Origin of the sequence: Siphonobacter sp. SORGH_AS_1065 (assembly GCF_030818595.1) — a bacterium.
GTDB lineage: Bacteria > Bacteroidota > Bacteroidia > Cytophagales > Spirosomataceae > Siphonobacter.
Map to the genome: position 1 here is coordinate 4,456,553 of NZ_JAUTAM010000004.1, position 12,943 is coordinate 4,469,495.

The 12,943-nt window shown below is 38.6% G+C and carries 12 protein-coding genes and 2 tRNA genes; 6 read left to right on the forward strand and 8 right to left on the reverse strand.

Annotated elements, in window-relative coordinates; translation table 11 throughout:
• Positions 1 to 38: 38 nt before the first annotated feature.
• Positions 39 to 335: an iron-sulfur cluster assembly accessory protein gene (locus QE390_RS19275; RefSeq protein WP_307143373.1), complete on the reverse strand. Its 297-nt coding sequence runs from the start codon at positions 333 to 335 to the stop codon at positions 39 to 41.
• A 207-nt stretch (positions 336 to 542) separates the two neighbouring features.
• Here QE390_RS19275 and QE390_RS19280 point away from each other — a divergent pair, with 207 nt between their 5' ends.
• A complete protein-coding gene (locus QE390_RS19280) occupies positions 543 to 1,070 on the forward strand; it encodes a hypothetical protein (RefSeq protein ID WP_307143374.1) in 528 nt (175 codons plus the stop codon).
• A gap of 114 nt (positions 1,071 to 1,184) precedes the next feature.
• Here QE390_RS19280 and metF read toward each other — a convergent pair whose 3' ends face one another.
• Complete coding sequence (metF, locus tag QE390_RS19285) at positions 1,185 to 2,138, reverse strand: methylenetetrahydrofolate reductase [NAD(P)H] (RefSeq protein WP_106637803.1); 954 nt, start codon at positions 2,136 to 2,138, stop codon at positions 1,185 to 1,187.
• 418 nt (positions 2,139 to 2,556) lie between these two features.
• On the opposite strand from metF, the gene hflX reads away from it, so the two are divergent.
• Together hflX and QE390_RS19295 are read left to right on the forward strand one after the other, a co-directional pair.
• Entirely contained in the window at positions 2,557 to 3,714 is a 1,158-nt protein-coding gene (hflX, locus tag QE390_RS19290; protein WP_373424552.1) for a GTPase HflX, read from the forward strand.
• A gap of 60 nt (positions 3,715 to 3,774) precedes the next feature.
• Positions 3,775 to 3,846: transfer RNA gene (locus QE390_RS19295), tRNA-Arg, on the forward strand.
• 1,112 nt (positions 3,847 to 4,958) lie between these two features.
• On the opposite strand, the gene QE390_RS19300 is transcribed toward QE390_RS19295, so the two are convergent.
• The 5 genes from QE390_RS19300 to QE390_RS19320 all read right to left on the reverse strand — a co-directional run bounded on the left by QE390_RS19300 (position 4,959) and on the right by QE390_RS19320 (position 10,100).
• Positions 4,959 to 5,624, reverse strand: a complete 666-nt coding sequence (locus QE390_RS19300) for a hypothetical protein (RefSeq protein ID WP_307143377.1) — start codon at positions 5,622 to 5,624, stop codon at positions 4,959 to 4,961.
• On the reverse strand, positions 5,621 to 7,084 hold the full coding sequence (locus QE390_RS19305) for an NACHT domain-containing NTPase (protein ID WP_307143379.1): 1,464 nt from the start codon (positions 7,082 to 7,084) through the stop codon (positions 5,621 to 5,623). Before QE390_RS19305 ends, QE390_RS19300 begins: the two co-directional genes overlap by 4 nt.
• A 128-nt stretch (positions 7,085 to 7,212) precedes the next feature.
• A complete protein-coding gene (locus tag QE390_RS19310) occupies positions 7,213 to 7,629 on the reverse strand; it encodes a hypothetical protein (protein WP_307143380.1) in 417 nt (138 codons plus the stop codon).
• A 332-nt stretch (positions 7,630 to 7,961) separates the two neighbouring features.
• On the reverse strand, positions 7,962 to 9,689 hold the full coding sequence (locus tag QE390_RS19315; RefSeq protein WP_307143381.1) for a diadenylate cyclase: 1,728 nt from the start codon (positions 9,687 to 9,689) through the stop codon (positions 7,962 to 7,964).
• Between the two features lie 249 nt (positions 9,690 to 9,938).
• Positions 9,939 to 10,100, reverse strand: a complete 162-nt coding sequence (locus tag QE390_RS19320) for a hypothetical protein (protein WP_307143382.1) — start codon at positions 10,098 to 10,100, stop codon at positions 9,939 to 9,941.
• A 160-nt stretch (positions 10,101 to 10,260) separates the two neighbouring features.
• On the opposite strand from QE390_RS19320, the gene QE390_RS19325 reads away from it, so the two are divergent.
• Both QE390_RS19325 and QE390_RS19330 read left to right on the forward strand, forming a co-directional pair.
• Positions 10,261 to 11,445: a sorbosone dehydrogenase family protein gene (locus QE390_RS19325; RefSeq protein ID WP_307143383.1), complete on the forward strand. Its 1,185-nt coding sequence runs from the start codon at positions 10,261 to 10,263 to the stop codon at positions 11,443 to 11,445.
• Between the two features lie 65 nt (positions 11,446 to 11,510).
• Positions 11,511 to 11,583 (forward strand) — tRNA-Thr (locus tag QE390_RS19330).
• A 364-nt stretch (positions 11,584 to 11,947) separates the two neighbouring features.
• On the opposite strand, the gene QE390_RS19335 is transcribed toward QE390_RS19330, so the two are convergent.
• Positions 11,948 to 12,118: a hypothetical protein gene (locus QE390_RS19335; RefSeq protein WP_307143384.1), complete on the reverse strand. Its 171-nt coding sequence runs from the start codon at positions 12,116 to 12,118 to the stop codon at positions 11,948 to 11,950.
• 210 nt (positions 12,119 to 12,328) lie between these two features.
• On the opposite strand from QE390_RS19335, the gene QE390_RS19340 reads away from it, so the two are divergent.
• Positions 12,329 to 12,907, forward strand: coding sequence for a hypothetical protein (locus QE390_RS19340; protein ID WP_307143386.1), 579 nt, complete (start codon positions 12,329 to 12,331; stop codon positions 12,905 to 12,907).
• Positions 12,908 to 12,943 lie beyond the last annotated feature (36 nt).

Here is a 12,943-nt window from a genome sequence, read left to right on the forward strand (position 1 = left end):
GCAATCTAATCTATCGGGCTTTTTTTTGGGGCGTTGATTTAAGATCTGGGCTGAAAAACAAACCCTTCGCCGTCTTCATCAAAATCAATGGTCAGACCAATCACGTACATCAAATGCCGGCGATCTACGTAAATCGTAATTCCTTCCAGAGTATACTCATCATCGTCAGGCGACTTGGTATCGAACCCTAACAGAAACGAAGCCCCACAAGCCGCCCCTTTCAGCCCTACCCGCAAGCCATAAAACTCAGGCAGGCTCTTGCTCTCGATGATCGCACGGATCTGCTCCTGGGCCTCCGAAGTTAGAGTGATGGGTATTATGTTCTGCGTAATCATTCTGTTCGTTTCGAGTTTAGTGTTTTGGGTTAGGAGTTGAATCCATTCAAACAATATCCTCTATATTTACTGGTTTAATATTTTCCTGCAAACTGCAAACTGCAAACTGCAAACTGCAAACTGCAAACTGCAAACTGCAAACTGCAAACTGCAAACTGCAAACTGCAAACTGCAAACTGCAAACTGCAAACTGCAAACTAAACTCCTATGCAAGACCTTATCAGTGATCTTATTAAAGTAGCCTTACCCGCCGGATTCGTTTTATATGCTTTTTACCTGACCATAAAAGCTTTCCTGAACAAACAGCTTATTGAACAGCAGCAGAACGCCCAGGGAGAAGCTCTGAAGCAGGTATTACCCTTACGTTTGCAGGCTTACGAACGCCTCACACTCCTACTTGAACGCATTAGTCCCAATAGTCTGCTTATTCGTAACGCTGGACAAGCCATTACCGCCGTTGAACTACAACAGCTATTACTCGCTGAAATCCGGCAGGAATTTCAGCATAACGTAGCCCAGCAGATTTACATCAGCCATGAAAATTGGGAACGCCTGCGTTTAACCGTACAGGAGGTTACTTCCTTAATCAATCGTTCGGCCTCAGAAGTTCCCGCCGAAGCCCCAGCTCTCGACCTCGCCCGCAAGATTAGCGAGTTATCCGTAGGCCGCCCCATGGAAGTATGGCAAGAAACCCTAAACGCAATCAAACAGGAAGCCCAGAAAATCTGGCAATGAGTTGATGTGTTTAGCGTTTGGGGTTTAGAGTTAAAATGTTCAGCAAATAGCTTTATCATTTATTTTATGAGATCAATAACTCAAAACACTAAACCCAAAACGCTAAACATTAACTTAAAATACGGCTTCCGCGATTCGCTTTACGGAATCGGATTTACCCATGGTGTAGAAGTGCAATACCGGCACACCGAAGTCTAGCAACTCCTTGCACTGCTTGATACCGAACTCTACACCTACTTCCCGTACCTGCTGATCATTCTTACAGTCTTCCACGGCCTTCACCAATTCCTCGGGAAAATCGAGGTGGAAAATGCGGGGTAACACCGTCAGTTGTTTCTTCGTGGAAATGGGTTTCAGTCCCGGAATGATGGGGACGTTAATGCCTTCGGCCCGGCAGCGTTTCACGAAATCAAAGTATTTCTGATTATCGAAAAACATTTGAGTCACGATATAGTCGGCTCCCAGCTCTACCTTCTTTTTGAGGTAACGCAAATCATTGGCGTGATTGGGAGCTTCAAAGTGCTTCTCTGGGTAACCCGCCACCCCAATGCAGAAATTCGTAGGCTGAGCTTCCGTTTCTTCATGCAGCAGCCGACCACTATTCATATCTACAACCTGCGAAATCAGATCCGTAGCGTACGCGTGTCCGCCTTCTTTGGGTTTGAACACACCCGCAGATTTCTCAGGGTCGCCTCGCAGAACCAGCGTATTATCAATGCCGAGGTAATGTAAATCGTAAAGAAAATCTTCGGTCTCGTCCTTCGTAAAGCCACCGCATATCACGTGCGGCACGGGATCGACCTTGAAACGTTCCATTAACTTCGCACAAATCCCAACCGTTCCGGGGCGACGACGCACGGGAACCTTCTGAATCAGGCCACTCGGATGCTTTTTTTCAATGAGTTCTTCGCGGTGATAAGTAACGTCTACGAAGGGAGGTTTAAACTCCATCAGAGGCTCAATGGAATCGAATAATTCAGTGACACTCTGTCCTTTAATCGGAGGGATGATTTCGATAGAAAAAAGCGACTTTCCGTTCGCCTGCTCTATGTGTTCGGTAACTTTCATGGGGAAACTAGGATAAGTCTGGCAAAGTACGGAAAAACTTCAGGCTTTGTGCTGATTGGGCTTCATAGTTTTACTTTTCTAAGCGTCAATTTCCGCGAACAGTTCAGTTTTTTCTGGAATTTTAATTATTTTTGCACTGATTTTGAACCGAATATCAAGGTTCTGCTGTTGCCTTATCAACCCTATTATTCGACGATTCTACCATCATGTGGATTAATTTTTTCTTCTAAGTACGTTCATGATTCATTCCTGAATCATTTTCTTCTATTATTCACAAGTAGTGGTGACGGGACCAGGCGGCCGTTCTGCGGTAAACACCTGATTTTGCAACCTGATTACCCTGTCTTGCTACCTTAAAAGACCTTATATAGTTTTGTTTAGCACCGAAAAAGATATAGAAACGGCGGTTTTAATCGCCATGATTACGCCTAAGCAATCCGAAGAACAGACCACGGAATATCTGGCCGAGCTGGAGTTTCTGGCTGAAACGGCGGGCGTAAAAACTGTTAAAACCTTCGTACAACGCCTCGAACGCCCCGATCTGAATACGTTTCTGGGCAAAGGACGTTTCGAAGACGTCGTGGCTTATGTCATCGACAACGCAGTGGATCTCATCATCTGTGATGACGACCTGAGTGGCCGACAAATCCGCAACATGGAAACGGCGTTTCAGGCTCGCAATAAGGAGGTGAAGATCATCGACCGAAGCCTGCTTATTCTCAACATATTCGCCATGCGTGCCCAGAGCGTTCAGTCCCGCACGCAGGTAGAACTGGCCCAGCAACAATACGTATTACCCCGCCTGACCCGGATGTGGACGCACTTATCGCGGCAACGCGGCGGTGTGGGGATGCGTGGACCCGGGGAGAAAGAGCTGGAAACGGATAAACGGATTGCCAACGACCGCATTTCCTTTCTAAAGGACAAACTGGCTAAGATTGACCGTCAGGCCGTAAACCAGCGGAAAAACCGCGAACAGATGGTTCGGGTGGCTCTGGTGGGCTATACCAACGTTGGAAAGTCTACCTTAATGCGGCGTTTGGCCAAAGCGGATGTATTCGCCGAAAATAAACTCTTTGCCACGGTAGATTCGACCGTGCGAAAAGTAACCATCGAAAACATTCCTTTCCTGCTGACAGACACGGTTGGGTTCATTCGTAAGCTGCCTACCATGCTGATTGAATCCTTCAAATCAACACTGGATGAGGTACGTGAAGCGGACATTCTGCTGCACGTAGTCGATGTTTCACACCCCAGTTACGAAGAGCACATTGAAGTAGTTAATCAGATTCTGTCGGAAATTGGAGCGGCGGATAAGCCCGTCATCCTGGTCTTTAACAAGATTGACCTCTATAAACCCAGCCCTGAACTGGAATTTGAGGCTCAGGAAGGGAATTTCTCGCCCATCGAGTTTCTGAAAAACAGCTACCTCGACACCGAGAAGCCCAAAGCGATTTTCATCTCGGCGGAGAAAAAAGAAAACATCGACGAGCTGCGTCAGTCGCTGTTAAATCTGGTCAAAGACAAGCACTTCCAGATTTTCCCGAACTGGCTCGACCTGCCGAATGCATATTAAATGAAAACAGAGTTGGTTTTTGTGAAGATTCCTTAGAATTTTGCAAAAACCAACGCTTCTGGCACTGTAGTTCAACGGATAGAATAGGCGTTTCCTAAACGCTAGATGCGGGTTCGATTCCCGCCGGAGCCACTTTCAACAAATAAAGCCCTGAATTTCAGGGCTTTATTTGTTTTAGGTCACGAAATAGGTCACATTACTTTCCGCTATAGATGACACTTCGCTAAATATCAACTGTGACGTAATGATGAAAGAACTTATAGTGAACCCTTGGAATTATATTCTTTATCTAGATGTAAAAGGATCCTACGTACTGTCTGTAATATGCGGTTCTATAGGGCTATATGATATTATGTTTCTTCTAAATAAAAAAGAAACGGCTCTCTTTTTGGAAAATGGTACTGAGTACTTAGACATTCTAAACTCTGAAGTAAGAAATAAACCATACGAATACATTAATCGTAAAGTCAATTAAAAACATTAAGGAAGATGATTACTTGCTACTATTATTATTTAATTTAATCGAATCATCGCTAATAATAAGCGACCGATATCTAGCTAAGTATTCATTAAATAGATAATAATTATTGAGGCAAATAGCCTACAATACCTGTACACCTCCATACTGGAATTCAAACCAAGCAATCCGTTTTCTTAATGGCTATTTGCTTCTTATAGTACATTGATCCATTCGTATAAAAACAACAATTAATGTTCAAATTGGCGTCTTTTAGGATTAACACTTGGGGCATTCAAAATGCATATTAAGCTCCTTTAGAACCAAGTAAAATGCTCATTCGAGGTCTATCTATTCCTCAAATGATGCAACGTAGTATTCATAGGTTTTTCATCGATGATAGCTATGCTAGAAGCTATCCAAAAATCAACTATTCACTTGTATTATTAAAAGCAAGCGGATACATCTACCCCCCCAGACATCCAACCCATGAGTTACATAAAACTAGGAAGCGAAAATGAGCAGCTTCTACGAGATTTAGATCAACTGATCGAAAAAAGGCTTGACAAGAAATTGAATAGCCATCTGAACAAGATTTTACAAGCTATTCAGAATATGACAACAGAGTTACCGGAAGGTATATAGGTATCTGAAGTTTGTAGGAAGCTTAATATTGAATACTCTTTGTTTAAAGATCTTAAGAAAAAGCACAATCTCAATACATTCAAAGTAGGAGTAAGGTTTTTTATTGAAATTGACAGTTTAAAAAAAACATTCCCAAATACTTTTATTTATTATTTAACATATAATTTCTACATTTTTTTTGAAAATTATCCATCTTTGTTACAAATTCAACTTGTTTAATACTCGACTTTATATTATAACCTTTAATTAAATCAATTTCTTTTTCAGTTAAATTATTATATTTACTTGTATTTGTATAGGCTCTTAATTTTTCTAAAAAACTAACAACTAGAGGCAATGCTTCATCAAATAAATACTGTTTAATTATATAGGCATCATTTCTCAAATCTTCATCAGTCACAAATAGCCTAAACCTAGATTCAAAAACAGATAATTCATTATAATTATCCTTAACTATAATCGCTACACGATTAATTTCATTGATATCCAACATATTATTAATATACGTATATATATTTAAAGTCATACTTTGAACAACATAAAGTTTTTCATTAAACTCTACTATAGATTTTCTAGCTTCTAATGCTACACCTAATTGAAGATTACTAGATATATTTAAATTAAATCTAAGTTTCTCATTTTCAATTAGAAAAACATTCCTGGTGGATTCAATTAGATGTGTTATTTCAGTTATATCTTCTTTAGTAGCTAGATTTTCTCCTTTTTTAGAGAAATAAGATGGCAGCATCTTACCAAAAACGAATCCAAGACCAATTAGGCCTAAAGTTGACAAAATTTCATTAATCATAGACCTTTCAATAAAAAATCATCACTATTTTGTGATTGAGATTTAATATCTTCAATAAATTGAAACAATTTATTGATATCGAAATAAAATTTAAAACCAATACCTTCTTCTAGAATCGCGTTTAAATTACCAACATTTTCTACCTGCTCATTTTTAACGAAAGGGCTTTTAATATGTATTGACGCTCCTTCACCTTGACTTAAACAAATGGATTTAATTATCCAGTTATATTCTTCTATAGTTTTATAAACATGGCTAGATACCCTAGTAATTCCTAACATTTCTTCTATATCATTAGTAAATAAATTAAGAATACTATAGGCACTATTATGAGATACTAACATAGCAATCCTTTTAGTAGATAATTCAGGTACTATCCATGACCTTGGAGACATTTCATTGGGCGTCCTAAATGAAGCTACTTTCCTATATACTTCATCTCTAAAATCTTTACTTTTTGTAAATTCAATCACATCTTTTTTGGGAACTAAGTAAAATCTAATTTTATAAAAAAATAGTATAATCTTCCTATTGATTACATCATTATTATTTCCAACATTATCATTGGAATAAATGCTGTTATATAGATTTTCAGCATAGCGTAACAAAAATATATTTCTAAACCCTAGCGAATCAATACTCCTATAAAGATCGAGCATATTTAAAATTTTATAGACATCATCTCTTTGACACATTTTAGTAAGAATAACTTCCTTATTCTCACCGGCATCTGTAAATACGAATTGTGCAGCAAAATATTCTTGCAATGACTTATGAGCCCATTTAAAATAAAACCCATCAATTATAAACAATGGCACAGCACTAGTCAAATCATTTAGAAAATCACTTTCTCTAAATTTCAAATCTTTATGGTATTCTTTAGCTTTTGTCAGTAAAGGGATAATTTCATCTCTAGTAAACTCAATTGTATTGTTTTTTAAACTTATAAAACCTATATATCTCAGAATTTTATGAAAATCTTCTATATCTAAGTTATGGCAGTGTTTTGTTCTTTGAAAAGCACCTTCTTTTGTCAAATCATGGTTTTCATACAAAGCATCATATACTTGTCTATAAAAAACATGTTTTTTCAAGGGTATAGTATTTTTAAATTCATAAGAAGTATAGAGTAAAGAAACTAAAAGAGGGTTAACTAAAAATTCCTTAATTGAGCCATATACTTCTTCAACTTTCTTAATTAATTGACCTGATAATTCACCATTTTGGTTATACTTTCTCAATAAAGAAAAGGCTTCATTCTTCTTCAATGGTCTTATAAAAAAATGCTCAAAACCTGAAAATGTAGCTAATGCTGGTTCATTTCTAGAACTGATTAAAAATAAATTATTAGAATATCTACTTGTAAAATTTTGAATCTGATCTGTTGTTTCACCTCTAGAGTCAAGCGGAATTTCATCATACCCATCTAACAATATGACAAATCCACCTGTAGTCAACATACTAATTACAAATTCGCGGCTAAAAAATGTATCATTTGGTGATAATTGATCTATTATTTCATCAATTATATTTTTACTTTTATTTACTCTTCTAAGTTCGATAATGATAGGTATATAATTACCCTTGTCTAAAACAGATAAAAAATCTTCTTAATTAAAGTCGATTTACCCATACCAGCAGTATCCTTTATAATAACCTTTTTATAAAAAGGTAGAAAATTATCATGAAATCCATTTATAATATACCTTCTCTTATTATTACTTTCCAACACAAGTTCTAAATCTATGTAAAGGTCAGATAGAGCTTTATGTTGATTTTTAAAAACCAGTGTACTTACTACAGAATATTTGGATTTGGATCTAGATCTTTCAATGTAATCTTGAAACTTATTAAATAATCTATGAACTGCTTCATCATACCTAAGACCTAGCTTTGAACCTACAGACTTGATAGTTGGTATAAAGTATGTTTCAAATAATAATTTCACACTTGGCACCGCTACTCCAGTAGTAACTATTGTATCCAACACATTCTTATCAGCCATTCTTGGTATGTAGTTAGAGTTTGCCTAAAGATAACTTTTTGATACTTATAGTGCTACTAAGATTTCCAAATAATATTAACACATTGATTGTAAGTAATTTACACATTCCCGCCGGAGCCACTTTCCACGAATAAAGCCCTGAATTTCAGGGCTTTATTCGTTAAATATCGCAAAATAAGTTGCATTGCTTTGTGCTATAGGGTAACTGCTAAAAAACATAATATAAGCAGTTATCAATCAGAAATAAACCGATTAAAACTGCTTATTCTAGCCATCAATATAGACAATTACTACCAAATAATAAGTATAAATATTCAACAAAACACTATCAACTAATCCAAATAATAAGAATCATTCATATCACTATTAGGCTGGAATTTACCGTAGTCAATGTTCGCTAGTCCTTCTTCCGTCAATTCATTTCCCAGTTTTTCGCTGAGGGTATTGATGATGTTACATTCTTCTTCCGTTAAGTAGAAAGAATGTTCTCGGAAATAATTCATCAGTTTATTGTAGCTATGCCTTCTGTTTCCGTGAATTGTCTCCATTTCTCTCAGTTTCTTAATGGCTTCTTCTATATCCTTGTGGTGAATTTTAGGCATTAGATTCGGAATCAAGTCAATCATGCCATCTTCTGAAACAATCACAATAACCGTGGGAATTTCTTTAGCCACGTAGTCATAATAGCGGATGGCGGAATTGAATCGGGCCCCTCTGGACGAGTCGCCGTTTTTGGTAGCCATACCATCCAGTATCACCCCAATGGCATAACAGACGGAATCTTTGTCTAATAAAACCGATCCATCAATAGAGGTGATCTGTTTCATTAAAGACGCTTCCAGTTTCCTGGGCTTGATACAGAAACATTGATTACTGAGTCTTTTCGCTTCGCTTTCGGCCTGGTCTGAAATCACCAGCATGGTGCCGTGCTTCTGTTCAGATGCCACGGTACATATCTCCCAAAGCGAATTCAGATCGCCTTCGGAAATGTCTTTAAAAATACGACTGATGCGAACATGGAAATCTTCCCGGTCTATTCTCTCTTTAGGGAGGGCAGGAATCTGATAATCGACAATCATCATGACCTTGTCGTCGTGAAGCACTTCCCAGACGTAATGGCTTTTAAAGTTGATTACAAACAGTGATTCCTGATTGGCGTTGTAGGTTCCTGTTATCTTTCCTAATCCGTATATTCGGTAGGAGTCAGAGACAATTAGCGTCTCGTCATTACATACTTCCAGAAACTTCCTTACTTTCCTGTAATCGTATATACTGATGGGCTCTTCCAGTTCTAGCACCAGACTAACATTCATGTGATGCTGCTTGGCGATAACCATCTTCCCGATGCTTTCACTTCCTTCGTATTTAAGCGAGGAAATGGAATTACAGACCTCATAAAGATCTACCAGAGCTTCGTGCATTTCGACGGACATGGCTACCGAATGCATGAAATCTTTTGCCGCGTTGATCATTAATTCTTTTTCGGCTCTGATGATTGAATGAGGGGTATTTACTTTAGAACTGTTAATGGTATGAATACACTCTTTCAAAAAAAGCGTGATCACGCTATGGATAAAGGATTTAGATTTTACTACATAGTCTAGATACGTATCCTTTTTTAAGGAATAAAACTTATCTAATGTGTTTTTATTCAGCTCCAGCACCACAAATAACTGGTAGCCTTTCAGCAAAGAAGCCCCTGAGATAAATCTTTCAATATTACTGTCGTATAGCTCTCTATTTAATATTTTATGGACCGCCTCGCCCAACGATTTACTTTTTATATAGTCTTTATGGGTTTTCGCATAGGACTTATTTGAATAATTAAGTCTGCTTTCAATATCTACTTTTTCTAAGGCAGAAGCTAATAATTTTACCTCTTCAAAAGCTTCAGGATTTACTTTTTCTCCTGAGGTAATGATGGATACGGCCTTTCCCTCTTCTTCAGGAATACAAATGATCGATACCAATGGCTCGAATTGTACATCCAGCAGTGCAAATAACCTTTTTGCATACAATTCAAATAAAACCTGGAAGGTTTGTTCAGGGGCAGGTATCATAAACGAGGGTTCTGTTTCAATGAAATGCTAGGGACTCTATTCAACTTCAATACGGCTAACACAGACCGTCTCAACGCTAATTAACTTTAGGGATTTTTCTTTAGTGGGTAAAGCCATTTTTATTACTTCTAAATCATCCGAAAGCTTTACCCGATTACTAATCCTATTTCGGCTTTAGATTATCTGAGCTACTTTTCGGATGATACGACGTTAGAATGAATCGAAAAAGGATGACGCTTTTATTCGCTACTACTGGCTTCTTCTTCGAATGAATTCTTCAATCAACGATTCCGTCAGAGGTTGCCCCTGACTCTGAATTTCTTCCAGTTCCTGGGCTGTTAACTGTTCCTGGGCCCGCTTCATCAGGGCTTCCTGATCGGTCTGCGTTGGTTTCTGATCTTCCATGCTCATGAGTATTTTAAGGTATTACTTGATTCTGGATATTCCTAAAAAAGCTCTTCCAGGCTAACGACGTAACGTCATTTTTCGTAACATTACTATTAGTCATGGCCTCTGGTATTCAATTTTAAGTTATTTCAGAACCGAAACGGTATTAACCAATTCTATTCCTATGCTTCGATCTTTTGTTACCCTGGGACTTTGTCTGAGTCTGAGTTGTGGGTACGTCGCCTGCCAGTCTACCGACGGAGCCCTCACGGAGAAGCCTCTTCCGGTTCATATTCAGTTAATTTCTGATCAACTCCTCTACCCCACTGCCTTTGCTGTGCCGGGTGATGGATCTGGACGTTTATTCGTGACCGAACAAGTCGGTCGCATTCGGATCATCGAAAAAAATAAACTCAACCCCACGCCTTTTCTCGACATTAGTTCGATGGTCATCAAACGCGATGGTTACGATGAACGCGGTTTACTGGGACTGGCCTTCCATCCCCAGTTTTCAAAAAATGGGAAGTTCTACGTCTATTACAGTGCCAAAACCAGCGGTCGGGGTAATCATAAGAGCGTCATTGAGGAATTCACCAGCCATCAGAAAACCGCTGACCCTAAAAGTGGAAAAGTGGTGCTGGAATTTGACGAACCCGAGTCCAACCATAATGGTGGCGATCTCAAATTCGGTCCTGATGGGATGCTATACATTGCCGTAGGTGACGGCGGAGGAGCCGGAGACAAGCATGGCGAACATGGTAACGGCCAGAATATGAATACCCTATTAGGAAAAATTCTGCGAATTGACGTCAACCAATCGCCTTACGGCATTCCGCAGGATAATCCTTTCAAAAATAAACCGGATGTTCGACCAGAGATTTTCGCGTATGGCCTACGTAACCCCTGGCGAATCAGTTTCGACCAGGGCACGGGCAAACTCTTTGCGGGGGACGTCGGACAGAATCAGTACGAAGAAGTGGATATTATTACCAAGGGCGGCAATTATGGCTGGCGGGTGCGGGAAGGCTATCACGCCTACAACGAAAAAGATCCAGACCCTAAAAACTACATCGACCCTATTACCGAGTACTCTCACAGCGAGGGCATTAGCATCACGGGCGGTTTTGTGTATCGGGGCAATAAAATTGCAGCCTTGAAGGGCAAATACATCTTTGCCGACTGGTCAGGCCCCACCTGGTACTTATCTGAATCTCAAGGAAAAACCTGGCCCCGCGGATCATTGCAATTACGAAATCGCCCGGCTAACTGGCAGGTCTATAGTTTTGGAGAAGATGAAGACAAGGAACTGTACATTCTCGGCGTAAACACGGAAAATAATAAAGGCTTTCTCTACAAATTAACACCCTAGCCTAGAAATATTACCCTAGAGCTTGACAAGCAACCTATTCAGGCTCTATCTTTGTGCGACCAAAAGCCTCCTTAGCTCAGTTGGTAGAGCGACGCATTCGTAATGCGTAGGTCGCAAGTTCAAGTCTTGTAGGAGGCTCAACATCTTAAAGTAGATCCTTCTTACCGCTGATTCTTCAGCGGTTTTTTTTATTTCAGGCAATTTGTTCAAGACGTGTACCCTATTTAGTTACCGTTCAATCAGCGAGTTGTTTGAAGGCACCCCACATTTCCTTCCCTTGGTCAACTTCATCATTAAATCCTTTGACCTGCTTCTTGGTTTCAGCAAGCTTTTCGTCAACTTCCTAAACTTCCTTGAGCTTGGCAATCCATTTTTCCGAGCCAATTTTAGGTTGGAAAGTTCCCGATGTAGCAGTTTGAAACTTGCCTAGAGCTCTTTCTTGGTAACGTCGTTGACATCGATGCTTTTAGCCATTTCCTTTATTTTTGGCATTGACCTTTTTCTAGACTAGTTTAAGTTGATTCCAACCCTCCGAGCCCTTTTCACCATTGAGCTCCATCAAACGAAGCTCGGAATTGATGTTTTTACTAATCTGTTGTAAATCGTCCAGGGATTCTTTGGCTGAAGCAGCTTCAATCTCCAACCGCAATTTCCCAATCTCTTCGAGTGTCATAAGCTATAAAAACAGAAGGTCACGATGCGAAAAAGCACCGTAACCTTGAGCCCTGCCAGAACAGTTTTAAATTTAATTTGAATAAGTTAAACAACTTAGTTAAAGTTGTAGTGATATATTTATATACGTCTGTTCATTATGACTAAATACACTCGAAAAAAAGTATCTATATATTCATTACACAAAAAGATCAAACAGAAGCGGAAATTTATGCCTGACCCAGTCTCATTAAAAGATGTAGCTGATCTAGTTAATCCCCTATTTTCACTGGTAGGAAGCATTTTTACTGGTTTTGCAACATTTGCTGGACCGATATTAGCAGTATGGTTAACCTACCAGTATGCCAAAGGATCAGGGCTTCTAGATGTACAGAAAGAAAAAAATGAATTAGCCAAAGAAAGAATTGAATACCAGAAAGAGAAACTTATTGACGAAAATGATGCATTAGAAAAAAGAAAACATGAGCTCAGTAAGTCTAATGAAGGTTTAATTGAGAAAAATACTACTCTTAATAAAAGCTATAATGAGTTAAATGAAAATTATAGGATTACCAAAATTGAAAATGATAAAGCAATAGCAGAAAACAATACATTAAAATTAGAAAAATCTAAATTATTGGATGATATCCATAATTTGCCATCAGCAATCTTATTTTTTAAACAGCTTGGATTCATAGGAGAAATATACATAGACCAAAAGGAATATTTTAAGTATAGTGGATTTAAAAAAACCACTGAAGATATCATTAACCTTAATCTAAATAATTTAAGTCTAGCTGAATCCTTTTAGAGATTGGGAATTTCGAAATCAGTGACAATACAAATA

Coding starts and splice junctions, on each gene's coding strand:
- QE390_RS19275 (WP_307143373.1), bottom strand. CDS start 335: ATGATTACGCAGAACATAATACCCATCACTCTAACTTCGGAGGCCCAG.
- QE390_RS19280 (WP_307143374.1), top strand. CDS start 543: ATGCAAGACCTTATCAGTGATCTTATTAAAGTAGCCTTACCCGCCGGA.
- metF (WP_106637803.1), bottom strand. CDS start 2,138: ATGAAAGTTACCGAACACATAGAGCAGGCGAACGGAAAGTCGCTTTTT.
- hflX (WP_373424552.1), top strand. CDS start 2,557: ATGATTACGCCTAAGCAATCCGAAGAACAGACCACGGAATATCTGGCC.
- QE390_RS19300 (WP_307143377.1), bottom strand. CDS start 5,624: ATGATTAATGAAATTTTGTCAACTTTAGGCCTAATTGGTCTTGGATTC.
- QE390_RS19305 (WP_307143379.1), bottom strand. CDS start 7,084: ATGTTGACTACAGGTGGATTTGTCATATTGTTAGATGGGTATGATGAA.
- QE390_RS19310 (WP_307143380.1), bottom strand. CDS start 7,629: ATGGCTGATAAGAATGTGTTGGATACAATAGTTACTACTGGAGTAGCG.
- QE390_RS19315 (WP_307143381.1), bottom strand. CDS start 9,689: ATGATACCTGCCCCTGAACAAACCTTCCAGGTTTTATTTGAATTGTAT.
- QE390_RS19320 (WP_307143382.1), bottom strand. CDS start 10,100: ATGAGCATGGAAGATCAGAAACCAACGCAGACCGATCAGGAAGCCCTG.
- QE390_RS19325 (WP_307143383.1), top strand. CDS start 10,261: ATGCTTCGATCTTTTGTTACCCTGGGACTTTGTCTGAGTCTGAGTTGT.
- QE390_RS19335 (WP_307143384.1), bottom strand. CDS start 12,118: ATGACACTCGAAGAGATTGGGAAATTGCGGTTGGAGATTGAAGCTGCT.
- QE390_RS19340 (WP_307143386.1), top strand. CDS start 12,329: ATGCCTGACCCAGTCTCATTAAAAGATGTAGCTGATCTAGTTAATCCC.